Source organism: Streptomyces sp. NPDC001415 (assembly GCF_053597395.1).
This window is the reverse complement of record NZ_JBSFIE010000003.1, coordinates 160,851-186,500: the sequence shown is the minus strand read 5'-3', so window position 1 is coordinate 186,500 and position 25,650 is coordinate 160,851. Positions and strand designations below refer to the sequence as shown.

The following is a 25,650-nucleotide window of genomic DNA, read 5'->3' as shown; positions in this document are numbered from 1 at the left end:
TTTGGGCTCGGGTTACTGCTCAACGTCCTTTGGGTGAAGGGTGGTTGACAAGTGTTGAATTGTGCGCGGGGGCGCTCCGATGAGCATTTCGGGGCGCCCGGCGGGTGTTCGCGCTGTGGGGTGTGTGCGGGTTTCAGAGGGTGGGTGGGTTGATGATGAAGCGGGCGTTGACGCGGGCGTGGACGTATTGGCGTTGGGGTTCGAGGTCGAGGGCGGGGGCGGGTTCGGGGGCGCCGGGGGCTGCGGCGCGGTAGGCCATGCCGCCGGTGGGGCGGCCGTAGCCGGTGGTGGGGGTTTCGGCGCCGGGGTCGGAGAGTTCGACGAGGGCGGCGAGGGTGGTGCCGAGGGCGTCGGCGTATTCGCGGGCGCGTACGACGGCTTGTTGGACGGCTTGGCGGCGCGCTTTGCCGTATTCGGGTGAGTCGTGGCGTAGTGACCACCAGGGGCCGTCGATGCGGGTGAGTTCGAGGTCGGCGAGGCGGGTGGTGAGTTCGCCGAGTGCGGTGAAGTCGGTGAGTTCGGCGGTGATGCAGACGGTGCCGTGGTAGGTGCGTACGCGTTCGCCGCGGCCGTGTTTGGTGAGTTCGGGGGTGAGGGAGAAGGCTCCGGTTTCGAGTTTTTCGATGGCGTCGCCGTAGCTTTTGATGAGGTCGAGGGTGTGGGTGTTGCGGCGGGTGAGGTCGTCGAGGGTGGTGCGGCGGTCGGGGCCGCGGGTGGTGATGGCGATGTTGATGCGGGCGATTTCGGGGTCGACTTCGAGGTGGGCTTCGCCGTGGACGGCGAGGCGTGGTTGGTCGGGTGTGCCGTAGGGCTGGGGGTTGGTCATGGTTTCACTGTGGCATCCCGTTCTGTCAGGTGCCGGTCATCAGATCGAAACCTGCGGGGGGTGTTGCGGTGCTGGCTGGTGCGTCAGACTCCGGGGGTCTACGCGCGTCGCCGCTGGGTGCAACTTCTACGCGCGTCACACGACTTCAGGACTTCAGGGAGAGACCATGCCGCTGAACCGCAGGACGTTCCTGGGCACTACGGCCGCCGCAGGGGCCGGTGTGGCCGTTGCCGGGGGTACGGCGTTGCCCGCCGAGGCCGCGACTCGTGGCCAGGATGTGGGGCACGGGCAGGGGTGTCCGCCGAAGCGGTACGCGTTCTCCGTGATGGGCACGACGGATCTGCACGGGCACGTCTTCAACTGGGACTACTTCACGGACAAGGAGTACGACGACGCGGCGCACAACGACGTCGGTCTGGCGAAGATCTCGACGTTGGTGGATCAGGTCCGCAAGGAGAAGGGCCGTCACAACACGCTGTTGATCGATGCGGGTGACATCATCCAGGGCACTCAGCTGGCGTACTACTACGCGCGGGTGGATCCGATCACGGGTTCGGGTGGCAAGCGGGGTCCGGAGCATCCGATGGCGCTGGCGATGAACCACATGCGCTACGACGCCGCGGCGCTCGGGAACCACGAGTTCAATTACGGCATTCCGACGCTGCGGGCGTTCCAGGACCAGTTGAATTTCCCTTTGCTTGGTGCGAATGCGCTGGATGCGAAGACGTTGAAGCCGGCGTTTCCTCCGTACACGGTGCGCCGGCTGAAGGTGCCGCACGGGCCGGATGTGAAGGTGGGGATCCTGGGTCTGACGAATCCGGGGATCGCGATCTGGGACAAGGCCAATGTGCAGGGGAAGATGACGTTCCCGGGTCTGGTGGAGCAGGCGAAGATCTATGTGCCGAAGTTGCGGGCGTTGGGCTGTGACGTGGTGATCTGTACGGATCATTCGGGTCTTGACGGTTCTACGTCGTACGGGGACGCGTTGCCGTATCCGGAGAACGCGTCGTCGTTGGTGGCGGAGCAGGTGCCGGGTATTGACGCAATTCTGGTGGGTCACACGCACAAGGAGGTGGCGTCGCGGACGGTGGTGAACAAGGAGACCGGTAAGTCGGTGGTGCTGTCCGAGCCGTATATGTGGGGTATGCGGCTGAGTGTCTTCGATTTCGCGCTGGAGTTTTCGCGGGGGCGTTGGCATGTGACGTCGGTGACGGCGGAGGTGCGGAACGCCAATGCGGTGGCTGAGGATCCGGTGGTGTCGAAGCTGGTGAAGGCGGAGCACGACAAGGTCGTGGCGTACGTCAACCAGGTGGTGGGCACCAATGGTGCGGAGATGCGGTCGACGGAGGCTCCGTACAAGGATGTGCCGATCATTGACCTGATCAATCACATTCAGGCGGAGACGGTGAAGGCGGCGCTGGCGTCGACTGAGTACAAGTCGTTGCCCGTCCTGTCGCAGGCGGCTTGTTTCTCGCGGTCGGCGGTGATTCCTGCCGGGAAGGTGACGATCCGGGATGTGGCGGGTCTGTATGTGTACGAGAACACCCTGGAGGCACGGCTTTTGACGGGTGCTCAGATAAAGGCCTATCTGGAGTTCTCGGCGAATTACTTCGTGCAGACGACGGGTGCGGTCGACCCGGCGAAGATCACGAACGCGAACAACACGCCGGACTACAACTACGACGTGGTGCGCGGCGTTTCGTACGAGGTGGACATCGCGAAGCCGGCCGGTTCGCGGATTTCGAAGCTGATGTTCCAGGGCAAGCCGTTGGACGACAAGGCGCAGTTCGTGCTGGCGGTGAACAATTACCGGGCCAATGGTGGCGGCGGTTTCCCGGGGGTGGCCACCGCCAAGCAGGTGTGGGCGAATTCCGACGAGATCCGTAACACGATGATCGCGTGGGTGAAGGCGAAGGGTGTCATCGATCAGGCGGAGTTCGCTTCGGTGGACTGGAAGCTGACGCAGAACGGTGTTGCCGTGTTCTGATCGGTTGGCTCGTTGTGTGTCACCGCTGTTCGACGAGCGGTACCAGGCCCCCTGGCTGTTGTGCCGGGCGGGCCTGGTTTTTTTTGTCGAGGCCGAAGGTGGTGAAGGCGGTGCGGGTGGGCAGGGGGTAGGGCTCTTTGCCGGTGAGGGAGTTGAGGATGGTGGCGCTGCGCCAGGCGGCGAGGCCGAGGTCGGGGGCGCCGACGCCGTGGGTGTGTTTTTCGGCGTTCTGGACGTAGACGTTTCCGGTGACGGTGTCGTCGAGGAGGAGTTTGAACTCTTCGTCGATGCGGGGGCGTTGGGAGGTGTCGTAGCGCATATAGGGGTCGAGTCCGGCGAGCAGGTGGCCGAGGGGGCGTTCGCGGTAGCCGGTGGCGAGGACGACGGCGTCGGTGGTGAGTCTTTCGCGTACGCCTTGCTGGGTGTGTTCGAGGTGGAGTTCGACTTTGGTGGTGGCGACGCGTCCTGCGGTGCGTACGGATACGCCGGGGGTCATGGTGATGTCGGGCCAGCCGCCGTGCTGGGTGCGGCGGTAGAGCTCGTCGTGGATGGCGGCCATGGTGTCGGCGTCGATGCCTTTGTGGAGTTGCCATTGGCGGGGCAGGAGTTGGTCGCGTACGCCTTCGGGCAGGTGGTGGAAGTAGTGGGTGTAGTCGGGGGTGAAGTGTTCGAGGCCGAGTTTGGAGTACTCCATGGGTGCGAACGCTTCGGTGCGGGTGAGCCAGGTGATTTTTTCGGCGCCGACGGGGCGGTTGCGTAGCAGGTCGAGGAAGACTTCGGCGCCGGACTGGCCGGAGCCGATGACGGTGATGTGGCCGGCGGTGAGTAGTTGTTGGCGGTGGTCGAGGTAGTCGGCGGAGTGGATGACGGGGGCGGTGGGGGCGTCGGCGAGGGGCTTGAGGGGGCCGGGGATGTGGGGTTGGGTGCCGATGCCGACGACGAGGTGGTGGGCGTAGGAGCGGCCGAGTGCTTCGGCTTCGCCGTGGGTGTCGAGTTGGGTGAAGTCGATTTCGAAGAGGGCGCGTTCGGGGTTCCAGCGGACGGCGTCGACTTGGTGGGAGAAGTGGAGGTCGGTGAGGTTTTCGCTGACCCAGCGGCAGTAGGCGTCGTATTCGGTGCGTTGGATGTGGAATTTTTCGGCGAAGTAGAACGGGAAGAGCCGTTCGCGGTGTTTGAGGTAGTTGAGGAAGGACCAGGGGTTGGCGGGGTCGGCGAGGGTCACGAGGTCGGCGAGGAAGGGGACTTGGAGGGTGGCGCCTTCGATGAGGAGGCCGGGGTGCCAGTGGAAGGCGCGGCGTTGTTCGTAGAAGGCGGTGTCGAGTCCGCCGGGTACGCCGTGGGCGAGGGCGGCGAGGGAGAGGTTGAAGGGTCCGATGCCGATGCCGATGAGGTCGCGGGGGTGTTCTTCGGGTGTGGGGGGTTGGGGGGTCATCGGGGGGTGCCTTCCGTGCGGGTGTTGAGGGTGGTTTCGAGGAGGGTGTGCAGGTCGTGGGGGGTGAGGTGGGGGTTGAGGAGGGTGGCTTTGAGCCAGAGGCGGCCGTCGGCGCGGGCGCGGCCGAGGACGGCGGTGCCGTTGGTGAGCAGGGTGCGGCGGATGTGGGCGACGGTTTCGTCGGTGGCGTCGCGGGGGCGGAAGAGGACGGTGGTGAGGGCGGGGTGTTCGTAGAGCTCCAACTGGGGGTGTTGGTCGATGAGTTGGGCGAGCTGGTGGGCGGTGGTGCGGACGCGGTCGATGAGGTGGGCGAGGCCGTCGCGGCCGAGGGCTCGTAGGGTGACGGCGATTTTGAGGGCGTCGGGGCGGCGGGTGGTGCGCAGGGAGCGGCCGAGGAGGTCGGGCAGGCCCGCGTCGGTGTCGTCGTCGGCGTTGAGGTAGTCGGCGGTGTGGGCGAGGGGGGTGAGGTGGTGTGGGTCGGCGACGGCGAGGAGGCCGGCGGCGACGGGCTGCCAGCCGAGTTTGTGCAGGTCGAGGGTGACGGTGTGGGCGCGTTCGATGCCTGTGAGTTGGTGGCGGTGTTGGTCGCTGAAGAGGAGGGGTCCGCCGTAGGCGGCGTCGACGTGGAGTGGGGCGTGGTGGGTGGCGCAGAGGTCGGCGATGGCGGGCAGGGGGTCGATGGCGCCGGTGTCGGTGGTGCCTGCGGTGGCGACGACGAGGAGGGGGTGGTGGAGGTCGGTGAGGGCTTCGTCGAGGGAGGCGAGGTCGGTGGTGCCGGTGGGGGCGGGTACGACGACGGGTTGGGGCAGGCCGAGGAGCCAGGCGGCGCGGTGGATCGAGTGGTGGGTGTGGGCGCCGCACACGACTTGGACGGGGCCGTGGTGTTCGCGGGCGAGGAGGAGGGCGAGCTGGTTGGACTCGGTGCCGCCGGTGGTGATGAGGGCGTCGCCGTCGGGCCAGATTTCCTGGCCGAGGGTGCGGGTGAGGAGTGCTTCGAGTGCGGAGGCGGCGGGGGCCTGGTCCCAGGAGTCCATGGAGGGGTTGAGGGCCGAGGCTGCGAGGTCGGCGGCTGCCGCCAGGGCTAGGGGTGGGGTGTGGAGGTGGGCGGCGCAGTGGGGTTCGGCGGGGTCGGCGGCGCCTTCGGCGAGGGTGCGTACGAGGGTGGTGAGGGCTTCTTCGGCGCCGGTGCCGTGGGTGGGGAGGATGTCGTGGGCGGCGTCGTGGACGCGGCGGGCGACGGTGTCGGGGCCGCCTCGGGGCAGTGGGCCGCCTCGGGTTTTCGCCCCCTGGGTCAGGGCGTCGAGTACGACGTCGAGGAGGGGGCGCAGGGCCCCGGGCCCTGCGGTGCCTCCGGCGAGGGGCGGGCTGTGCATGGGGGTTCCTTCGGGTGTGTGGGCAGCGGCTGCACCAGCGTGGTCCTGTGTCTGCTGGTGAAGGCGTTGTTCACAACGATGACAACCCGAAAGTGGTATTGCCTTGTGGCGAGGGCGAGTTGGGGAGGGTGGTTGCTGGTATGGCCTGCCCGCCGAGGGCTTGTGTCCGATCCGGGCGCGGTTCGGACACAAGCCCTGGGGGCCGTCTTCGGGTCAGCCGCGTACGCTCAGGGCGCGGCGCAGGTCGTCGACCTGGTCGGCGAGTTTGCGGCGCAGGGCGGGCAGGAGGTCGGTGCGGTCGAGGCAGGTTTCGCCGAGGTGTACCGCGGCGGCGTCGATGACGGGGGTGGGGAAGGCGTAGCGGCCGGCGGCTTCGGCGATGGCGGGGCCGCGGCGGGCGGCGAGGGCGACGGCGTCCTGGTAGTAGCGGGCGACGTAGGGCTGGAGGAGGTCTGCTTGTTCGGGCTGCCAGAAGCCTTGGGCGGTTGCGGTGAACAGGTAGTTGGACAGGGTGTCGCGCTGGAACATGGCGGTCCAGGCGGTTTCTTTGGCGGTGGGGGTGGGCAGGGCGGCGCGGCAGCGGGCGGCGCCTTCTTCGCCGGTGGCGCTGGGGTCGGCGGTGAGGGCGGCGGCGATTTCGGTTTCGTCGGTGGCGCCGAGGACGGCGAGGCGGGTGAGGATGCGCCAGCGCAGTTCGGGGTCGAGTTCGGGGCCGCCGGGGACGCTGCCTTCGTCGAGCCAGCCGCGGATGGTGTCGGGTTGGGCCGCGGCGTCGATGAAGTGGCGTACGGCGGTGAGGCGCAGGCCGGGGTTGGTGCCGTCCTCGGTGCGGCGCATGAGGTCGCGGGTGAGGCCGGTGAGGAGGGTGAGGGCGGCGGGGCGCTGGTCGGCGGGCAGGTAGCGGTCGGTGATCTGGGTGGCGGCGAAGGTGAGGACGCCCTGGACGACGGCGAGGTCGGCTTCTTCCGCGAGATGGGCGCGGGCGGTCTCCAGGTAGGCGGTGGGCGGGAGTTGGCCGTCGCGGACCATGTCGCGCAGGGTGTTCCACAGGACGGCGCGGGTGAGGGCGTCGGGTACGCCGGACAGGGAGCGCCGTGCGGTTTCGGCTGAGGTTTCGTCGAGGCGGACCTTGGCGTAGGTGAGGTCCTGGTCGTTGAGGACGAGGAGGGCGGGGCGGGGCCCGGGGCGTGTGGTGGGTGCGCCTTGGGGGATGTCGATGTCGAAGTGTTCGCGCAGGGTCAGGTGGCGGTCGTCGCTGAGGTCGCGGTCGTAGGCGCCGATGGTGAGGCGGTGGGGGCGTTCGCCGTGCTGGGTGACGGTGAGGTGCCATTGGCCGTCGGCTTCGGTGACGGTGGGGGTGAGGGTGTCGACTCCGGTGGTGCCGAGCCACTGCTGTGCCCAGGCGTGGACGTCGCGGTCGGTGGCGGAGGCGAGGGAGTCGATGAAGTCGGCGAGGGTGGCGTTGGCGAACTTGTGCCGGTTGAAGTGGGTGTTGATGCCGGCGAGGAAGTCCTTCTCGCCGAGCCAGGCGACGAGTTGGCGCAGTGCGGAGGCGCCCTTGGCGTAGGAGATGCCGTCGAAGTTGAGCATGGCCGAGGCGGTGTCGGGGACGGCGTCGGGTGCGGGGGCGACGGGGTGGGTGGTGGGTCGCTGGTCGGCGTCGTAGCCCCAGGCTTTGCGGGCGATGCCGAAGTCGACCCAGGTGTCGGTGAAGCGGGTGGCTTCGGTGAGGGTCTGGTAGCCCATGTATTCGGCGAAGGATTCGTTGAGCCAGATGTCGTCCCACCATTGGAGGGTGACGAGGTCGCCGAACCACATGTGGGCCATTTCGTGGGCGATGACCATGGCGCGGGTCTGGCGTTCGGTGTCGGTGACGGCGGAGCGGTAGATGAATTCGTCGCGGAAGGTGACGAGTCCGGGGTTCTCCATGGCGCCCGCGTTGAATTCGGGGACGAAGGCCTGGTCGTAGGAGTCGAAGGGGTAGGGCTCGTCGAACTTTTCGTGGTAGCGGTCGTAGCACTGGCGGGTGATGTCGAAGAGTTCGTCGGCGTCGGCGTCGAGGTGGGGGGCGAGGGAGCGGCGGCAGTGCAGGCCGAAGGGGAGGCCTGCGTGTTCGGTGGTCACCGTGTGCCAGGGGCCGGCGGCGAGGGCGACGAGGTAGGTGGAGATGAGGGGGGTGGTGGCGGCTTTCCAGCGGCCGTCGTCCTGTTGCTCGGTGATGCCGTTGGCGAGGACTTTCCAGCCGTCGGGGGCTTTGACGGTGAGGTCGAAGGCGGCCTTCAGGTCGGGCTGGTCGAAGGCGGCGAAGACGCGCTGGACGTCTTCCATGAACAGCTGGGTGTAGGTGTAGGTCTCGCCGTCGGCGGGGTCGGTGAAGCGGTGGAGGCCTTCGCCGGTGTGCGAGTAGTTCATGACGGCGTCGACGTGCAGTTCGTGGGGGCCGGCGGCGAGGCCGGTCAGCGCGAGGCGGTTCTCGGTGAGGCCCTCGGGGTCCAAGGGCTGCCCGTCGAGGGTGACCGAGCGCAGGGTTGCGGGCTTGACCTCGACGAAGGTGTCCCCGGCGGTGTGTGCGGTGAAGTGGATGACGGTGCGGGATTCGAAGGTGTCCTCGCCGCCGGTGGTCAGGTCGAGTTCGATGCGGTACCGCTGTACGTCGAGGAACTGGGCTCGGGTCTGCGCTTCGTCGCGCGTCAGTACGGACATGGGGCCCATGCTGCCTGAAGCGGGCGGGTGAGCACAGGTGCGGTGGGGCTTGTTGCGGTGGGGGAGCCGGTGCCTGATACGGGCGGGGTTCAGACACAGGCTCTGAGCCGGGCCGCGGGGGGTGGCGGTTCCGTGTTCGCTGCGTGCGGCGGGCCGGGGTGTGGCGTCAGGCGGACTTGGCGATGGTTTCGTGGTGCCGGATGACCTCGGCGATGATGAAGTTGAGAAGTTTCTCGGCGAAGGCCGGGTCGAGCTTGGCGTTCTCGGCGAGGCTGCGGAGCCGGGCGATCTGTTCGGCTTCGCGGGAGGGGTCGGCCGGGGGGAGTTTGTGTTCGGCCTTGAGGTGGCCGACCTGCTGGGTGCATTTGAAGCGCTCGGCCAGCATGTGCACGACAGCCGCGTCGATGTTGTCGATGCTGTCGCGGAGCCGGGACAGCTCTGCCTGCACGGAGGGGTCGATCGTGGTCATGGTCATCGAGCTTACGTGGCGTGGCCCGCGATGGTCGGCGGGTGTTCAGGATCCGGGATCCGGTTGCTCCAGCCGCCGGGGACGGCCCGGCCCTGTTGTGCGCGGAAGCGTACGGGTGCGATGCCGACGCGGCGGGTGAACAGGCGGGAGAAGTAGGCGGGGTCGTCGTAGCCGACGCGGCGGGCGACGGCCGCGACCGGCAGTTCCGTTGCGGCGAGGAGTTCTTTGGCGCGGCCGAGGCGGATGCCGAGGAGGTAGTCCTTGGGGCTGCAGCCGGCGGCCCGGCGCACGGCGGTGCGCAGCTCGGCGGGTGTCATGCCGTGCCGGGAGGCGTGTTCGGCCACCGACAAGGGCTGGAAGGCGTCGCGGGCCAGGGCGTCGAGGAGGGGGTCGCCGTCGGGGGCGACGTCGGCGCGGGCGCGGCGCAGCGCGACGAGCAGTTCGTGGACGGCGGCCGCGGTCTCGACCTCCAGGAGCGGGTTGCCGCGGCGGGCGGCCCTGGCGATGCGGCCGACGGCGGCGCGGGCGCCCACGGTGTCGCTGAGCGGCACGACGGGCCGGTCGGGTTGGATGTAGCCGAGTTCGGTGTACGTGAGGGTGGCGGGCCCGGTGAAGTCGACGAACGACTCGTCCCAGCCGGTGGCGGGGTCGGGACCGTAGTGGTGGGGCACGCCGGGGGTGAGCCAGATCAGGGCGGGTGCGGTGACGGGGATCCTGCGGCGGTCGGCGCCGCGGAACCAGCCGCCGCCCGCGCCGATGACGACGGCGACGTGGTGGTCGAGGGTGCGGGGGCCGACGGTGGGCAGCGTGCCGTGCTGGAGTCCCACGCCGAGACAGACCAGGCCGAGCCGGTGGTGGGCCGGGCTCGGGGTGAAATACCGCATCCAGGTGTGGTACATGCCGGTTTCCGCCTTCTCCCGGGTCCCCGTTGCGTCCAATCAGCGCCGATCTTTGTCCATGGACCACCGCCGCGCCAGGGGCGAGAGTGGCCTGGCGTAGTGATCGAGAGAGATGGGCGGGCCGGCCGGTGGGCGACTTCACCGTGGGGGACGAGGACTTTCTGCTCGACGGGCGGCCGGTGCGCCTCCTGTCGGGTGCGCTGCACTATTTCCGGGTGCACGAGGCGCAGTGGGGGCACCGGCTCGCGATGCTGCGGGCGATGGGCCTGAACTGCGTGGAGACATATGTGCCGTGGAACCTGCACGAGCCGCATCCGGGCCGGTACGAGGATGTGGGCGCGCTGGGCCGTTTCCTGGACGCGGCACGGGAGGCGGGCCTGTGGGCGATCGTCCGTCCCGGGCCCTACATCTGTGCCGAGTGGGAGAACGGGGGGCTTCCGCACTGGCTGACCGGGCGGCTCGGGCGGCGGGTGCGGACGGACGACGCGGAGTACCTGGTGCATGTGAACCGCTGGTTCCGCACGCTGCTTCCCCAGGTCGCCGAGCGCCAGATCGACCGGGGCGGTCCGGTGCTCATGGTGCAGGTGGAGAACGAGTACGGCAGTTACGGCAGCGACCAGGGCTATCTGCGTCACCTCGCGGACCTGCTGCACGAGTGCGGCGTCACGGTGCCGGTGTTCACTTCGGACGGCCCCGAGGACCACATGCTGAGCGGTGGCTCGCTGCCGGGCGTCCTGGCCACGGTGAACTTCGGCACCGGCGCCCGTGAGGGCTTCGAGGTCCTGCGCCGCCACCGGCCCTCCGGGCCGTTGATGTGCATGGAGTTCTGGTGCGGCTGGTTCGACCACTGGGGCGCGGACCATGTGGTGCGGGACGCGGTGGACGCGGCGGCGGCCCTGCGCGAGATCCTGGAGTGCGGGGCGTCGGTCAACATCTACATGGCGCACGGCGGCACCAGCTTCGCGGGCTGGTCGGGTGCGAACCGCGCGGGCGACCTGCACGTGGGCGCGCTGGAGCCGACGGCGACGTCGTACGACTACGACGCGCCGATCGACGAGGCGGGCCGGGCGACGGAGAAGTTCTGGCGCTTCCGTGAGGTCCTGGCGGAGTACGCGGATGGCCCACTGCCCGAACTCCCGCCGGAGCCAATGGAGTTGACGGGCCCGGTCATGGTCGATGTCTTCGACTGGGCTCCCCTTCCGGACGTCCTGGACGTATTGGGCGGCGAGGAGAGCGAGTCTCCGGTCCCGCCGACGTTCGAGGAGCTGGACGTGGACCGGGGCCTGGTCCGCTACCGCCTGGACGTCCCCGGGCCCCGGCAGCCGTATCCGCTGGGTGTGCTGGGTCTGCGGGATGTGGCGACGGTGTACGTCGACGGGGTACGGGCCGGGGTGCTGGACACCGAGGACGCGACGCTGGCGGATCCCGTGCCGGGGGGCGTGGAGGTCGAGCTGTGGGTGGAGTCCCTCGGCCGGGTCAACTACGGGCCGCGCAGCGGTGAGCCGAAGGGGATCACGGGCGGGGTGCTGCACGAGCGGCAGTATCTGCACGGGGTGCGGGCGCGGGGGCTGCGCCTCGATGCCTTCGCCTCGCCGGAGGTGGTGGCGAAGGTCGCCTTCCGTACGCCGGCGGGGGCGGGTTCGACGGGCCTGTACCGGGGCGGGCTCGACCTGCCGTCGGGGGTGCCCGGGGTGTCGTTCGCGTGGCTCCAACTGCCGGGGTGGGGTCGGGGGTTCGTGTGGGTGAACGGGTTCTGCCTGGGGCGGTACTGGGGGGTGGGGCCGGGGGTGTCGCTGTATGTGCCGGGGGCGGTGCTGCGGGCGGGGGCGAACGAGGTGTGGGTGCTGGAGCTGGAGCGGGCGGGGGAGGTGGTGACCGTGGGGTCATCCCCCGCCCCGCCCCTCCCCTAGACCCACCGGGGGCGTGGATCCGGCTTGGCGCCCCTGCCCGTTGGCCTCGTCCGGGTGGGCCCAGGAGGGTGTGCGGGCGGGGCGTCGCTCGACGGGGTAGTCCGGGAGATCGGCCCCGCTGGGCGGCCAAGGGGAGAAGCTCTCCTGGTGACTGTGCGGGTGCGTCTCGGCGCTGCGGTTCTCACTCATGCGGCCATGCTCCCGCGATTCCCTGACGGCCGGCAGGGGGGCTGGGGCTGAGCCCCAGCGCGCCCCGCCGAGCCGGGGCCCCCGGGGCCATGCCGTGCGGCCGCAGAGTGCACAGCGGGGCAGGGCTAGACCTCCCTCGCTTCGAACGTGTCCAGCGCCACCTCCGCCACCCCGTCGTCCCCCACCTTTCTCAGGCCGACCCACGCCACCCCCACCGCCGGTGCGGTGAACTCGTAGGTGAACAGGGCGGGTTCAACAGCCACCGGAAGCGCGACCCGGGTCAGCTCGCGCGGGGCCGGCTCGTCCACCCCCGTGATCCACGCGTACTGCCCCGCCTTCTCGTTCTCGTACCGGAAGGACACCCGGTAGCGGCGCCCCGGCAGGAAGCGGACCGTGTGGTCCACCGTCCGGTAGACCAGCCCTTCGTTCTCGCCCCGCGACTTCAGCGACTGCGTGCCGTCGACCACGTCGTCGATCGCCTTGCCGTTCCAGCCGCGCCGGGTGAACGGGGCGTGCCGCTGGGCGATGTGGGTGCGGGGGTCGGTGGAGCCGCCCGCGTCGCCCTTCACGAAGACGCCCCAGCCGGACGGCACGTTCTGGAAGTCCTCGTGGGCGAGGGTGCCCGGGCGGGCGGCCGGCCCGGAACGTACGACCCTTACGTTGTCGAAGCGGATCCTCGCCGATCCCTCCTCCGCGCGCAGCGTCAGGGTGACCGGGCCGCCGCCCGACGGGACCGTGAAGGGGACGTGCATGCGCTGGAAGCGGGTGCCGTGTTTGCGGTCGGCGGCGACGTAGTTGGCCGCGGTGGAGGCGTCGGTCCGGTTGGTGGCGGTGACGCCGTCGGCCGTGCGGACATCGAGCGCGGCTCGGCGCCGCTCCCCCGGCTTCTCCCCCACCTCGACCTGTACGGAGGCGGAGTACGTGCCGGGCGCGAGGCGGGCCAGGCGCTGGCTCACCGCGGCCGCGCCCCCCGCGGGCAGGACCAGTTCGTAGTCGCCGAGCGGGCTGCGGACCACCTTCGCCGCGCCGGTCACCTGCCAGGCATCAAGGGTGCCGGAGTTGAACCCCGGGTCGCGCACCGGGGTGAACTGGCCCCAGACCGGGTCCCCTTGGGCGCGGGCCCGTTCCCGGTACACCACGTACGGCCGGTCCGCGTCCGCGTCCGTGATGGTGACCTGGCCCGCCCGGACCGGGAGGTCGCCGACGTACACCCGGCCCTGGTCGGTCAGCCGGTACAGGAACGCCTTGCGCAGGCCCGACCAGCCGCGCGGCAGGTGCCAACTGCTGGTGCCGCCCTGGGGGTTGTAGTGGTAGAGCTTCGCGGGGTCGGTGGCGTCGCGGGGTTCCCACGGCAGGAGGTAGGTGCCGGCGTCGTACACGAGGCGGCCGTCGGTGGTGATGCGGCGCGCGCCCGTCGCGTCGGAGACCGAGGTGCGGGTGGGTCCGGCGAAGGTGATCTCGTGGTCGGTCCAGCGTGCGATGGGGTGGGCCTGGAGGTACTTGGCGGGCAGCGACTCCGTCCAGATCAGGTCGTAGAACGTCTTCCAGTCGGTCTTGCCGGTCCAGCCCTCGAAGTTGCCCATGCGCGCGTGGCCGAGCAGGGTGGGCCACTTGTTGGCGAAGACGTCCTTGTGGTGGTGGCGGATGAAACGGATGAGGCGGGAGTTGATGCCGCGTGAGGTGTCGGGGCCGTAGTCCGTCTCGTTCGCCCAGTGCGACCACAGGGAGGAGCGTTCCAGGCCGTGGCCCCATTCGGAGGCGACGAGCCAGCCCTGGTCGCGCAGGGCGCGCTGGAGGCGGTCGGAGGTCCAGCCGGATTCGCGGAACACGTCGAGGTAGACCGCGTTCAGGCCGCGGTCGGTGTCGCGGCGCAGGTCGGCGAAGCGCTGGATGATGTCGCCGGAGACCAGGTCGCGGCGCTGGTCGATGCGGTAGGACTGGTCGAGCCAGTCCCACTGCTGGTTGGTCTTGTCGACGAGGGTCTCGGAGAAGGCGTTGGCGACGGGGTAGGACTCGGTGGCGTTCACGTGGACGGCGAAGTCGCTGTTCCACTTCTTGCCCTCGCGCACCAGGGAGTTGAGGTCGGCGAGGCCGCCGGCGCGCTGGTTGTAGTTGCCCGCGTAGTCGGGGTGGGCGGAGTCGTGGCCCTCCGACTGGTAGCCCTTGAGCAGGGTGTACTGGCGCAGCCCGTCGGTGGCGAGCGAGATCCGTTTGACGTTGTCGAGGGTGGCCAGGAACGGGTTGGTGGCCTGTGAGGCGAAGTTGAAGGGGATGTGCGGGACGACCCTGAGGTGCTGTTCGTCGGCGCCGAGCGGGGTGACCATGATGTCGCGGAACGCGATGGCGGCGTCCTGCCAGTCGATGACGCCGTCGCCGTTGCGGTCGCCGGTGACGATGACGGTGGCGTACGGGAGGGGCTCGGTGGCGTCGGTGGGTGAGGTCGCGGCGCGGTGGGTCCACTGCCCCGGCACGAGCTGCGCCTTGACGTAGCCGTCCCTCTTGAGGGTCTGGCGCCACAGTCGGCCGTTCTCCCAGGTGGCTCCGGGGGTGGCGGTGGGATGGTCGTAGACGGTGTTGGTCTCGACGGCGCCGCCGAGTCCGTGGTGGGCGAGGACGGCGTAGGCGCAGCCGGTGGGCGTCGCGTCCGGGGCGGTGGTGGCGGTGGGTGTGATGAGGGTGTCACCGCTCTTGGCCTTGTCCAACTGGAGCTGGGCGGCGAGGAGTTGGGCGCCTCTCTGGTCGCTGCGTACGGAGAGCAGGGCGAGGCCGGGGATCTGGAGGGTGGCGACGCGCAGGGCGGTGGTGTCGTCGATGCGGGTGACCCGCCAGTCGACGCGGTGGCCGGTGACGCGGATGTCCACGTCGATCTCGGTGCCGCCGTCGAAGGCGAGCGTGTAGGCGATGCGGTCCGGGCCGGGGTGCGAGGTCACCGTGGGGGTGTGCGCGGCGCCGTCGACGAGGACCTCGGTGACCGGGTCCTCCTGGGCGTGCAGCACGGCGCCGGTGGCGCGGTCGGTGTACGACACGATGCGCGGGAATCCGGTGTCGACGCGGACGTCGAGTGCGGTGGAGCGCACCACCGCCTCCCCCGCCGTGCGCGCTGCGGCGAGTGCCGTCGAGGGGATGCCCAGGGCGGCTCCGGCGCCCGCGAGGGCGGTGGCCGCGACGACTGTTCTCCGCTTCGGACCGTGCTGTTCGGCGTTCACGCTCGCTCCTTCGTGACGGCTTCCGGTGCGGGCCACGATGTGCCGCACGGTGCGGGTGCGCCCATGGACAAAGGAGTGAGGAGTGTTGGACTAACGGGTTCCGGTGGCGGGTGGGAGTGGGGCCCGCGCCGCCCGTTTGGCTTTTTATTGGCCGCAGCGGTGGCGGGCCGGCGGCCGTGCGGAATGGCAGAAAGGATCTGCCGCTGGTCTATGCCAACGGCTGAACCGCCTGTTGCCCGTCGCGCTCGGCCGCGTATTGCGGAAAGGCCGCTGTCCGAAAGGCGTGCCGGATGACGGGAGGCCCCTTGCCTCTTTTCGGACAGACTCTCCGGAACGGCTCGGCTACCGAATGTGAGCCCCTACTGTTGTTCCTGCGAAGCGCTGACCATGATCGATTCAAGGGTGCGGCAAGCCGTCGCGCTCTTGGCCGAATGGGGCTCGGCCGCACGGTCGTGGAGTTCTTCGCCTTCGGGGAGCAAGAGGGGGGCGGGACGCCGATGGTGCGAGTGAAACGGAACGGCATGAATGCCGGCGTCGCCCGGTGCGCCGGGGTGTGGCGCGGAGTTCAAGAACGCCCTACCGGCCGGTATCGCAGAGCGGGAACATCGAGCCGGGCGGGTTTCTTCACGACGAGCAGATGCCGACGCGGCCCCATTCCACAGAATCCGGACGAGGGCGGTCCCGACCGCCGACCATGAACGACTGACTGAACATCCGGCCCCACAAGGGTTCATGAGAAATTCACCGGGATGTAGGCAGCCATTTCGTTGACACGTGGCAGCCCGCATAGAAGCGGCCCGGATGACATTTCCTTCCCTCGGTTGCACCGATCGCCCTTTCCCCCTTCCCTCCATGGCGGACGCCGGCCCGCGCCAACCCTGTGAGCCGTTCCGTGCCCCGGGCCACGGCCGCGCCTCGACCAGGTGCGCCGGGCCTTTCCCCGGACCTTTCCTGATTGCCTCGGCAGCCTCCGGGCCATCGCCATGCCCGGACGCGCCACATTCTTCAGAGGAGATCCCGTTGACGGAATACCGGTCGGAGAATCCCTTCGGTGTGCGGCACGACGGCACGGAGCCGTTCTCCGCCCAGGCGGGGCCCACTTCCTCGCCTCCGCAATCGACAGGAACGCTCGAAAGTGGCTTATTACTTGAGGCGTTCGACGCCCAGCTCTTCCGTGAACAGTCCGAGACGGTCGTCGCCAAGCTGGAGAAACACCTCGCCGACCTCTCGATCAGGGGGCTCGACCTGACCGACCCCGCGATCCTCACCGACGCGGCCAGGGCCCTGATGACCACGGAACGCGAACAGATCGCGGCGTTCGACGAGAACAGGCTCGCCGCGATCGTCGACCTGTACATCAAGACCGGAATCCAGGTGCATTCGCCCGGATACATGGGGCGCCAGTTCTCGGGGGTCGTGCCGCTGTCCGGGGTCATCGACTTCGTGAGCTCGGTCGTCAACCAGCCGTCCTCGTTCTACGAGGCCGCCCAACTCCCCAATGTGGCCGAGCGGATCATGGCCGAGGAGCTGAACGCGTTCATCGGCTGGGATCCGGGCACCTTCGCGATGGTGACCACCTCCGGGGGCTCGCTGGCGAACCTCACGGCGCTGCTCTCGGCCCGCAACCGGGCGTTCCCCGGCTACTGGTCCGAGGGCGGCTCGGGCCTCGCGGGGCAGCTCAGGCCCGCCATCGCGGTCGGCGACGACGTCCACTACAGCGTGGCGCGGGCAGCCGGGGTGATGGGAATCGGCGACGCCCAGATCGTGCGGCTCCCGCTGAACGAGCGCCACCAGATCAGTGTGGAGCGGGCCCGCCCGGTCCTGGACGCGGCCGAGCGGCGCGGCCTGAAGGTGTTCTGTCTGGTCGCCTCGGCCGGTACGACCCCGGTCGGCGCGTTCGACCCGCTGGACGAACTCGCCGGCCTCGCCCGCGAGCGGGGCCTGTGGCTGCACGTCGACGGCGCGCACGGGGCGAGCCTGCTGGTGTCGGACGAACTGCGGCACAAACTGCGGGGAATCGAGCAGGTGGATTCCCTGACGTGGGACGCGCACAAAATGATGTTCACGCCCGCGCCGTGCACGCTTCTGTTCTACCGGAACAGGGAGAACAGCCTCGGCGCGTTCCGTCAGCAGGCGAGTTACGTGTTCGACGAGGAGCCGGACATCTACACCGCCCTCGACAGCGGCGAGAAGAACTTCGAATGCACCAAGCGCCCCATGATCATGCCGCTGTGGACGCTGTGGGCGATTCACGGAAGGGCCCTGTTCGCCCAGAAGATCGAGTACCTGTGCCGCCTGACGGGCGATGTCCACCACATGCTCGAAGGCGAGCCGGACTTCGAAACCCTGCATCGCCCCGAGGCCAACATCCTGTGCTTCCGCTATCGCCCCCCGGGGCTCCCCGAGGCGGACGTGCACGACTTCCAGGTGGAGATCAGGAACCGGATCAAATTCGAGGGCAACTTCTTCATCTCCAAGGTGAACGTGAATGAAGTCGCCGCCCTGCGCGTGGTCATGATGAACCATCAGGTCACCGCCGAGCACGCCCGCATGCTGCTCGGCGAAATCCGGCGGGTCGGCCAGGATCTGCTCCGCCAGACCCAGCAGACCCGATGAGGGAAACCAACGAAGAGGGGCCGTCAATGAGTTCAGTGCACGAGCCGCAGGCCCGGGTGGCGCCGGGGGATGCCGGAGAGCTGGCGGGCTGGCTCATCCCGGACTGGGAGGTGAAACCCGATTCCGTGGCGGCCGTTCCCCACCTCGCCTCCTTCGCGAGCAAGATCCGCGAATGCGAGCGGGTCTGCCAGAGCCCGTACAGCGAGGTGTCCCACGAAATCCAGGACGCGTTGACGCTGCGCCGGCTTCAGCAGATGGTCAACACGACGCTGCTGAATCCGCTGTGGCGGGACCGGCTCACCGAAGCCGGGGTCACCGGTGCTCCGGCGACGTTCGAGGAATGGCAGCGCATTCCGCTGTCCGACAAGGACACCCAGCGCGACTTCTTCATGGGCGACCGGCCCGGCATGGTCGTCCCGCTCGGCCACGGCGGATTCGAAATAGTGGCGAGCGGCGGCACCAGCGGCGGCCGCCCCCTCGAAATCGTGTACTCCCTGCGCGAGTTGCGGGACACGTACGAGATCGCCGGCCATTTCATGGGCACCTATCAGCTCGGCGAATACCTGCGGGGCGCCGACCCCAAGTGGCTGTACACCACGCTGGCCGACTACCAGATGTGGAGCAGCGGCACCATGGTGGGCGGTGTCCTGCAGAACGTGCCGGGAGTCAACTACATCGGGGCGGGCCCGGTCACCGCCGGGGTCCTTGAGCACATGTTCTCCTACCCGGGGCCCAAGGCCCTGATGGGCATCACCGCGGGCATAGCGATCCTCGGCGAGCTGGGTGCGGGCATGAGCCGCGAGGCCCGGGACAGCTTCCGGGTCGCGCTGTACGGCAGCGGGGTCCTCGCACAGCGCAAGCGGGCCGAGCTTCAGGCGATCTATCCGAACCTGGTGATCCTCAGCTACTTCGCGGCGACCCAGGCCGAGACCATCGGGCTCCAACTGCGCGCGGAATCACCGTACTTGGCGTCCGTGCCGGGTCTGCACCTGGTCGAGATCGTGGACGAGCGGGGGCAGTGGGTCGGCGAGGGCGAGGAGGGCGAGCTGGTCGTGACGCGGCTGCACGCCCACGAGGCGCCGCTGCTCCGCCTCAAGCTGGGCGACCGGATGATCCGCCGGCCCCGCCTGGACGGGCCCGGCCTCAAGACCCAGCAGTTCGAGTTCGCCGGGCGCACCGGCGACGTACTGCATCTCGCCGACAGCCAGTACTCGGCGGCCCGCGCCTATGACGCGCTGCGCGAGGAGCTGCGGACGGCCACCGCCGTGGACCTGGACGAGGTGGCGCACGAGGTGCAGTTCGTCAACCACCGCGAGGGGCGGACGATCACGCTGGTCGCCTCGGTGGACGACGTACCGGGCCTGACCTACCGGATGGACACCACGCTCGGCCCGTACGGGCTGCAGAGCGTGTTCGTCAACGCGGTGCCGCGCGCCCTGTCTCTGTTCAATCAGGGCGAGGCGAACCCGCTGTCGGTCGAGAAGACCGGCTACCGCTTCCAGCTCAAGTTCGTCCCCAAGGCCTCGCCGGAGATCGAGCGGACGGCCGTGGGAAAGGTCCCGCTGGTGCGGGACCGCGGCTGACGACAGGCACTCGCATCGGCAGGACACGAGAACAGGAGTGAGGATGAACCCGAAAGTCAACATCGTCGTGGTCGTGGACGTCATCGGGGCGCTCTCGGACGGCACCCTGCGCAACGGGAACCTCTGCATGATCGATGACGGTTCGCTGCAGAGCACCGGCCAGGGAACCCCCGAGCTGGTCACGGTCGTCAAGCCCGGCCAGGTCGTCACCTGGTCCGCGCTGGCCGTCGACCTCCAGACCCCGGTCGAGATCAAGAGCATCACGTTCCTCGGCCCGGACGGCGACGGCGGGCACGGGGCCGGGCAGGCACCCCTCGCCACGCAGGCACCCACCGCCACGCAGGCACCCCCGGCCGCGCAGGCCCCCCTGCACCAGCAGGCCCCCGTGCAGCACGGCCAGAACGGGCACGCCGCCGAGCGGCACAACCCCGAGCTGGACGTGTGGAGCGGCGTGGTGCCGTATCTGGCGCCGGGCGTGGCCCACCCGTACCGCCTCGAAGTGCAGATGTACGAGGGCGAGTTCAGCACGCTGCACATCGAGTCGCCCGCGCTGATGTGTCTGTAGCCGGAGGCCGACGAGTAAACCCCCCAACGGGAAACGAGAGACGAGGAAGGTGGGCTCATGCCCCAGCAGCTAGCGGTCATCGTGCTCGTGGACGTCGGCAACGCGCTGGAGTCCCAGACCCTGGACGGCAACACGTACCTGTTCGACAACATGAAGTTGCAGGGCTCGACGAACCAGGGCACCGGTGACCTGGTGACCGCGATCAACGGCTCGTACTGGAGCGACGGTTCGCAGGCGAGCGAGCAGGTCCTCAACTGGCTTCCCTACAGTCTGGGTTCGATCCCGCCGACGGTGCCGCGCGGCTACGAGGTCGAGCGGGCGCGCCAGACCGACGAGCAGGCGCTCGCCGAACTGGAAGACCTGGCGGTGAAGTCGAGTGCGGCCGGCGTGGACGCGGCGGCCGAGCTGAACCGGATCCGGCAGGGCGCCGGCCGGCGCGTCAAGACCACTCGGCGCACCCGGGGCCGCCTGTCGGGCCAGAAGGTCCTGGACGTCACGGGCAAGGTGGTCTCCAACGGCGCTACGGAGGCGCACAGTTACCCCGCGCCGGTGATCACCGACATCTACGGGCAGGCCGTCGACGAGAAGGTGATCTATCCGGCGGAGTACGGCTCGCCGGACCTGGTGACCGACGGCTGGTACTGGTCGGCGACCGTCGACACGTCCCGGCCCGGCACCTATGCGTACACGATGCGGATCCAGTTGCACCGGCTCGTCCAGCAGGGCGGCGAGTCGCTGTGGGAGCCGGTGAACCTGACGTGCGAGTCGAAGATCAGGGTCACCACGGAGCCCAAGCGCAACGCCTTCACCAAGGCGGGGCTCGGTCTGCTGCCGATCCCGCCCCGGCCGTTCTCGTAGGACCCCTGACCCAGCCAGTACGAGGAGGAGCAGATGACCACGAAACCGAGGCTGCGCGAGACCGCGACCGGCACCAGGCGGCCGATCTCGATCACCGCCGTGGTGGACTGCGTGGGGGCGCTCGCCTCCCACAGTGTGCACGGCCACCTGTATCTGTACGACACCAACAAGGCGGGCGGCTCGACCGGGTTCGGCACCGAGGAGCTGCGCACGAAGGTGAAACGCGGCGATCAGCTGCTGTGGAACGTGCTCGCGTTGGAGTGCGAGGCGTTCGTCAGCATCGACGACATCGTGATCGACAAGGACGTGATCGAGCCGGAGCGGAAGGTCTATCCCGGCACCGATGTCGCGTACTGGATCGGGACGGTGAAGAAGGACGACGTGCGGTCCGTGCCGTACCAGATCAAGTTCAGGGTGGGCACGAGCACCGATCCCATCACGACCACGTTGTCGCCGGCCCTGTTCGGCTGACCGGCGTGCCCGAAGGAGGAGCGTTGAGTACGAGTACGCGCAGCAGCGAGGTGGAGAAGCAGAACCCCGGTCAGCTGAACTCCGTGCAGCTCAATGTCGTGACGCTCGTGAACATGGGGCGGGCCGCGGCGACGGGTTCGCTGAAGGACTCCATGTACATGATGGACAACAGCGTGGGCGGCACCGGGCAGGGCACCCACCAGCTGGAGACGGTCTGCAAGCAGGGCCAGGTCCTGAACTGGATCATCCGGCCCATCGACATGGAGAAGCGTCCCGACGGCACCTGGCCGCCGATGCCGAAGATCAGCAGCCTGGTCTTCCTCGACACGGAGCGGGGTGACGAGGAGGACGTCATCGAGCGGAAGATCTGTACGGAGCTGAAGATCTACGGGATGCCCGACCGCATGCGCGACCCGTTCACGCCGGTCTACTACTACTGGGCGGGCACGATCCTGAGCACCACGCGGCCGGGTGTGTACCGCTACCGGCTTGTGGTGGAGCTGGAGCAGGAGGGCAAGAAGGAGAAGCTGTACCTGAACACCGTGGAGCACCCCTCGATCCGGGTCCTCGCGGTCTGACGGTCCGCCCCGGCCGCCTCCGCATCGGTGGCCGGGGCCGGGGCGCGTCCGGTCGGCAGGATCCGGCGGGCGCGCCCTACTCCGCTTCGAGCGGCAGCACGGCGGTGACCTGCCAGCCGCCTTCGGGGGCAGGGCCCGCGGCGAGTTCGCCGCCCATCGCGGTGACCCGTTCGGTCAGGCCCGCGAGGCCGAAGCCGCCGCCGCGGGCCTGTTCGGCGAGGGGGAGCGCGCTCGACCCGTCGTCGGCGACGCGCACTTCGAGCCGGCCCGCGGTGGTGCGGATGCCGATGCGTACGGCTGTGGCGTCCGCCGCGTGCTTGCGTACGTTGGTCAGGGATTCGCGCACCACCCGGTGGGCGAGGGCGGCGGCGTCGCCGGGCAGCCGTTCCTCCAGGCCGGGCTCGATGGACAGGACGGCCGGGGGTCCGGCGCGGGAGAAGCGGGCGGCGAGTTCGCGGACCTGGGCGAGGCCGGCCACCGGCTCGGTCTCCGCGTCGCCCTCGCGCAGCACCCGCACCAGGCGCCGCATCGCGCCGAGCGCCTCGCCGCCGGCTTCCTCGATGCGGGCGAACGACTCGGCGGCGCGTTCGCCGGACGCGGCGGTGAAGCGGGCGGCCTGGGCCTGGACGACGATGCCGGTGACGTGGTGGGCGACCAAGTCGTGGAGTTCCCGGGCGAGTTCGATGCGTTCGGCGCTGCGTACGGCTTCGAGGTCGCGGACCCGCTGGCCCGACTGGGCGCGAAGGAGCAGCGAGTACGCGCTGACCACGACGGCGAGCACGGTGAACAGCAGGGTGAACCGCCCGGGCTGTGCGTCGCGGACCGGCGCCGCCACGCAGCCGAGGCCGAGCACCGGGCCGAGGACGGCGGCGGTGCGGGCGGGGGCGTACAGGAGCACCGAGGACAGCAGCACCAGGAGGGCGATGGCCTCGCCCATGCCCCAGACGATCTCGGGGCGGCCGGTGAAGAGCAGGGCGGTCGCGGTCCAGCTGACGACGGCCGCGGTCCAGGCGCGCGGGACGAGCGGGATCCTCTTCCAGGGCACCGCGCAGAAGCACACCACGATCCCGGCGCTCCACACGAGGGCGTGCGGCCGGGTGGGCTGGCGGGCCAGGGCCACGCCTTCGTAGGTGACGAGGGCGACGAGGACGGCGGCGAGCAGGGGCCGGGCCGCGGCCGCGGCGCGCGGATGGCGGCCGAGCCAGCGGCGTACGGGGCTCACGCGGCGCTCGTGGCGAGTCCGCTCTCCCAGGCCCAGGCGGCGATCTCCACGCGGTTGCGGGCGCCGAGTTTGCCCTGGACGTTGGCGAGGTGGGTCTTCACGGTGGACAGGGAGACGTACAGCTCGCCCGCGATCTCGGCGTTGGTGGCGCCCCGCGCCAGACAGCGCACGACGTCGCGTTCGCGTTCGGTGAGCGGCTCGGACGGTTTGCGCAGGCCTTCGGAGGGGCGGGCCGAGGCGAGTTCCTTCAACAGCCGCACGGTGATCGCGGGCGAGACGAGCGAGTCCCCGGCGGCCGCCGCGCGCACCGCCTCGACCAGCATTTCGGGGCTGGCGTCCTTGAGGAGGAAGCCGGAGGCGCCGCCGTGCAGGGCCGCGTGGACGTATTCGTCGAGGTCGAAGGTGGTGCAGATGACGATGCGGGGCCGGTCGCGGCCGGACAGGCGGCGGGTGACTTCGAGACCGTCGAGGCCGGGCATCCGGATGTCGAGGAGCAGCACGTCCGGCTGGTGGCGCTCGACGGCTTCGAGGGCGGCGTGCCCGTCTACGACGTCGGCGAGGACCTCGATGTCGTCCCTGCTCTCCAGGATCATGCGGAAGCCGGTACGCACCATTTCCTGGTCGTCCGCGATGACCACTGTGATCGACATGCCCCTATATGAGCAGGTTCGGCCGGACGCCCGCAAATTCGGGGCGCCCGGCCGGGCCGGGGCTGTGGGCGCTGTGGCGCTACAAGGTCGAGGCGGCCTGCGCGATCGCGGCGGCGAAGGTCGAGACCTCGGAGTAGACGCCAGGGTAGCCGGGCTCGGCGCAGCCGTTGCCCCAGCTGACTATGCCGACCTGGATCCAGGCGCCCGCGTTGTCCTTGCGGAACATGGGTCCGCCGGAGTCGCCCTGGCAGGTGTCGACGCCGCCCTTGTCGACGTAGCCGGCGCAGATCTCGTCACCGGGTGTGAGGTCGTCGCCGTACGCCTTCTTGCAGTCGGCGTCGGAGACGAAGGGGACGGTCGCCTTGCGGAGGTAGCGCTGCTGTCCGCCGCCTTCGCTGGTCGCGCCCCAGCCGGCGATGGTGAAGGTGCCGCTGTTGTACGCGGTGCTGGTGGCGATCTTGAGGGTGGGCTGGTTGATGGGCTTGGCCAGCTTGATCAGCGCCCAGTCCTTGCCCTTGCCGTTGTAGCCGGGGGCTTGCAGGACCCTGGTGGACTTCACCTTGATCGCGCTTGAACTCTGGAGATCGACGACGCCGCCGGTGGCGGTGATGGAGGTGTTGGCGCCGCTGCCGTCGACGCAGTGGGCGGCGGTGAGGACGATCTGCTGGGTGTAGAGGGCGCCGCCGCAGCCCATGGAGAGCCGGACCATGAACGGGAACTCGCCCTGGGCGGCGCGCTCCCCGCCGACGACGGGATGGGGCGAGGCGGGCGGGGCGGGTGAGGCGAAGGCGTCGGTGGCGGGCAGGCTGAACGCGGCGGCGAGGACGGCCGTCACGGCCAGACATCTGCGCAGGGCTCGCATCATGTTCTTCAACTGACTGCCTCTCGTGGGGGGTTGGCTGTCATGCGCACGGACGGGATGCCTGTTCTGTCATGGGCGACCCGTGATGGGCGACCCGTCATGAGGCGATCTGCCATGAAGTGAACCGTCATGAGCCGACCTGTCATGGGCGCGTCAATGCGTTGCGGGGATTATGGGGAGGCCGCCGCCCCCTTCACAAGGGCCACTTTCCGGCCAGCGCCCGGAGGGGACCGCCGCCGCCCGGCGCCCGTACAGTGGAATCCGGTCCGCGGTCCGAACGGGGGTGGCAGCGTGGGCACGTCGAGCCCGGTCGTCCACGGCTATCCGCACCTCGCCACGGTGCGCGCGGCCATCACGGCGCTGCACAAGCGGCTGTCCTTCGACGGGCTCCAGGGGTACGCGACCAGCGTGCTCCCCGCCGACGTGGCCTTCGCCGACCACGACGACCTGCACCTGGGCGCCCAGCGCGTGGCCCGCGCGCTCGTCCATCACCTGCACCTGCCCGACGCCCGGATGATCGTCGGCTTCCGCGAGATGCAGCACGCGGCGAGCGTCGAACTGGCCGCGGGACCCGAGTACTTCATCGAGCTGAACGACCGGTTCCGTGGCCACCGCCGGGACATCGGGGCCGCGCTCGCGCACGAGATCACCCACGTGCTCCTGCACCGCCTGGACCTGACGTTCCCGGGCACCCGCGACAACGAGATCCTCACCGACACGGCGACCACCTACCTCGGCGCCGGCTGGCTGCTGCTCGACGCGTTCCGCGAGGACGGCGTGTCCAGCCAGAAGCTGGGCTATCTGACCCCGGAGGAGTTCGGGTACGTCCTGGCCAAGCGGGCCGAACTGTTCGGCGAGGACCCCTCGCCCTGGTTCACCAGCCCGCAGGCGTACCCCGCGTACACGGCGGGCGCGGCCCAGGCACGGCGGGACGCGCGGCAGCCTCCGCTCGTCGCGGCGGGCTGGACGGGGCGGCGGCGCTACGCGAAGGACCGGCGGTACGCCCAGGAGCACGGCGCCTTCGCGTCACCCGGGTCCCCTTACTCCTTCGAGCCCGGCTCGGACGGATTGCGGGTCTCCTTCGCCTGCCCGACCTGCTGCCAGCGGATCCGGGTGCCTGTGCGGGGGCGGGTTAGGGCTCGGTGCGGGGTGTGCGGGGATGTCTCGGAGTGCGACACGTAGCGCTCCGCGGGGGCGGGGGGTGGTTCGAGTGCGGGCCGTCGGGCGCAACTAATCTTCCCCGCAAGGGGT

The 25,650-nt window shown here is 69.6% G+C and carries 19 protein-coding genes; 9 read left to right on the top strand and 10 right to left on the bottom strand.

Translation table 11 applies throughout. The annotated features are described in order from the left end of the window. Positions 1–133: 133 nt before the first annotated feature. The gene (locus tag ACWC2B_RS05075) at positions 134–826 is read right to left on the bottom strand and encodes an SIMPL domain-containing protein (RefSeq protein ID WP_450715047.1); all 693 of its coding nucleotides are present in this window, start codon (positions 824–826) and stop codon (positions 134–136) included. A gap of 166 nt (positions 827–992) precedes the next feature. Here ACWC2B_RS05075 and ACWC2B_RS05070 point away from each other — a divergent pair, with 166 nt between their 5' ends. Then, on the top strand, positions 993–2,813 hold the full coding sequence (locus ACWC2B_RS05070; RefSeq protein ID WP_450715046.1) for a bifunctional metallophosphatase/5'-nucleotidase: 1,821 nt from the start codon (positions 993–995) through the stop codon (positions 2,811–2,813). Positions 2,814–2,832: 19 nt separating this feature from the next. On the opposite strand, the gene ACWC2B_RS05065 is transcribed toward ACWC2B_RS05070, so the two are convergent. The 5 genes from ACWC2B_RS05065 to ACWC2B_RS05045 form a co-directional block, all read right to left on the bottom strand. Next, positions 2,833–4,245 (bottom strand): lysine N(6)-hydroxylase/L-ornithine N(5)-oxygenase family protein, encoded by a 1,413-nt coding sequence (locus ACWC2B_RS05065; protein WP_450715045.1) that lies wholly within the window; start codon positions 4,243–4,245, stop codon positions 2,833–2,835. Next, positions 4,242–5,618: a pyridoxal phosphate-dependent decarboxylase family protein gene (locus ACWC2B_RS05060; protein ID WP_450715044.1), complete on the bottom strand. Its 1,377-nt coding sequence runs from the start codon at positions 5,616–5,618 to the stop codon at positions 4,242–4,244. Before ACWC2B_RS05060 ends, ACWC2B_RS05065 begins: the two co-directional genes overlap by 4 nt. A 213-nt stretch (positions 5,619–5,831) precedes the next feature. Further along, the gene (pepN, locus tag ACWC2B_RS05055) at positions 5,832–8,321 is read right to left on the bottom strand and encodes an aminopeptidase N (protein WP_450715043.1); all 2,490 of its coding nucleotides are present in this window, start codon (positions 8,319–8,321) and stop codon (positions 5,832–5,834) included. 166 nt (positions 8,322–8,487) lie between these two features. Beyond that, positions 8,488–8,796 (bottom strand): chorismate mutase, encoded by a 309-nt coding sequence (locus tag ACWC2B_RS05050; RefSeq protein WP_450715042.1) that lies wholly within the window; start codon positions 8,794–8,796, stop codon positions 8,488–8,490. Between the two features lie 5 nt (positions 8,797–8,801). Beyond that, positions 8,802–9,689: a helix-turn-helix domain-containing protein gene (locus ACWC2B_RS05045; RefSeq protein WP_450715041.1), complete on the bottom strand. Its 888-nt coding sequence runs from the start codon at positions 9,687–9,689 to the stop codon at positions 8,802–8,804. Positions 9,690–9,817: 128 nt separating this feature from the next. Here ACWC2B_RS05045 and ACWC2B_RS05040 point away from each other — a divergent pair, with 128 nt between their 5' ends. Then, entirely contained in the window at positions 9,818–11,599 is a 1,782-nt protein-coding gene (locus tag ACWC2B_RS05040; protein WP_450715040.1) for a glycoside hydrolase family 35 protein, read from the top strand. 314 nt (positions 11,600–11,913) lie between these two features. On the opposite strand, the gene ACWC2B_RS05035 is transcribed toward ACWC2B_RS05040, so the two are convergent. Then, positions 11,914–14,994 carry an endo-alpha-N-acetylgalactosaminidase family protein gene (locus ACWC2B_RS05035; RefSeq protein WP_450715039.1) on the bottom strand — a complete coding sequence of 1,027 codons (3,081 nt, stop codon included), beginning with the start codon at positions 14,992–14,994 and terminating at the stop codon, positions 11,914–11,916. 1,020 nt (positions 14,995–16,014) lie between these two features. Between ACWC2B_RS05035 and ACWC2B_RS05030 the strand changes: the two genes are divergently transcribed. The 6 genes from ACWC2B_RS05030 to ACWC2B_RS05005 are packed head-to-tail and all read left to right on the top strand — an operon-like array spanning position 16,015 to position 21,665. Further along, entirely contained in the window at positions 16,015–17,610 is a 1,596-nt protein-coding gene (locus ACWC2B_RS05030; protein ID WP_450715038.1) for a pyridoxal phosphate-dependent decarboxylase family protein, read from the top strand. Between the two features lie 26 nt (positions 17,611–17,636). Beyond that, a complete protein-coding gene (locus ACWC2B_RS05025) occupies positions 17,637–19,193 on the top strand; it encodes a hypothetical protein (protein ID WP_450715037.1) in 1,557 nt (518 codons plus the stop codon). Positions 19,194–19,236: 43 nt separating this feature from the next. Then, entirely contained in the window at positions 19,237–19,758 is a 522-nt protein-coding gene (locus ACWC2B_RS05020; protein WP_450715036.1) for a hypothetical protein, read from the top strand. A gap of 57 nt (positions 19,759–19,815) precedes the next feature. Further along, the gene (locus tag ACWC2B_RS05015; RefSeq protein ID WP_450715035.1) at positions 19,816–20,616 is read left to right on the top strand and encodes a hypothetical protein; all 801 of its coding nucleotides are present in this window, start codon (positions 19,816–19,818) and stop codon (positions 20,614–20,616) included. Positions 20,617–20,649: 33 nt separating this feature from the next. Continuing rightward, complete coding sequence (locus tag ACWC2B_RS05010; RefSeq protein WP_450715034.1) at positions 20,650–21,087, top strand: hypothetical protein; 438 nt, start codon at positions 20,650–20,652, stop codon at positions 21,085–21,087. A 23-nt stretch (positions 21,088–21,110) separates the two neighbouring features. Then, positions 21,111–21,665 carry a hypothetical protein gene (locus ACWC2B_RS05005; protein WP_450715033.1) on the top strand — a complete coding sequence of 185 codons (555 nt, stop codon included), beginning with the start codon at positions 21,111–21,113 and terminating at the stop codon, positions 21,663–21,665. Between the two features lie 76 nt (positions 21,666–21,741). Here ACWC2B_RS05005 and ACWC2B_RS05000 read toward each other — a convergent pair whose 3' ends face one another. From ACWC2B_RS05000 to ACWC2B_RS04990, 3 genes are all read right to left on the bottom strand, one after another. Then, positions 21,742–22,887 (bottom strand): sensor histidine kinase, encoded by a 1,146-nt coding sequence (locus ACWC2B_RS05000; RefSeq protein ID WP_450715032.1) that lies wholly within the window; start codon positions 22,885–22,887, stop codon positions 21,742–21,744. Next, entirely contained in the window at positions 22,884–23,537 is a 654-nt protein-coding gene (locus ACWC2B_RS04995) for a response regulator (RefSeq protein ID WP_450715031.1), read from the bottom strand. The genes ACWC2B_RS05000 and ACWC2B_RS04995 overlap by 4 nt, the downstream gene beginning before the upstream one ends. A gap of 79 nt (positions 23,538–23,616) precedes the next feature. Next, on the bottom strand, positions 23,617–24,411 hold the full coding sequence (locus tag ACWC2B_RS04990) for a S1 family peptidase (protein ID WP_450715030.1): 795 nt from the start codon (positions 24,409–24,411) through the stop codon (positions 23,617–23,619). 279 nt (positions 24,412–24,690) lie between these two features. Here ACWC2B_RS04990 and ACWC2B_RS04985 point away from each other — a divergent pair, with 279 nt between their 5' ends. Further along, positions 24,691–25,581 (top strand): hypothetical protein, encoded by an 891-nt coding sequence (locus tag ACWC2B_RS04985; RefSeq protein WP_450715029.1) that lies wholly within the window; start codon positions 24,691–24,693, stop codon positions 25,579–25,581. Positions 25,582–25,650 lie beyond the last annotated feature (69 nt).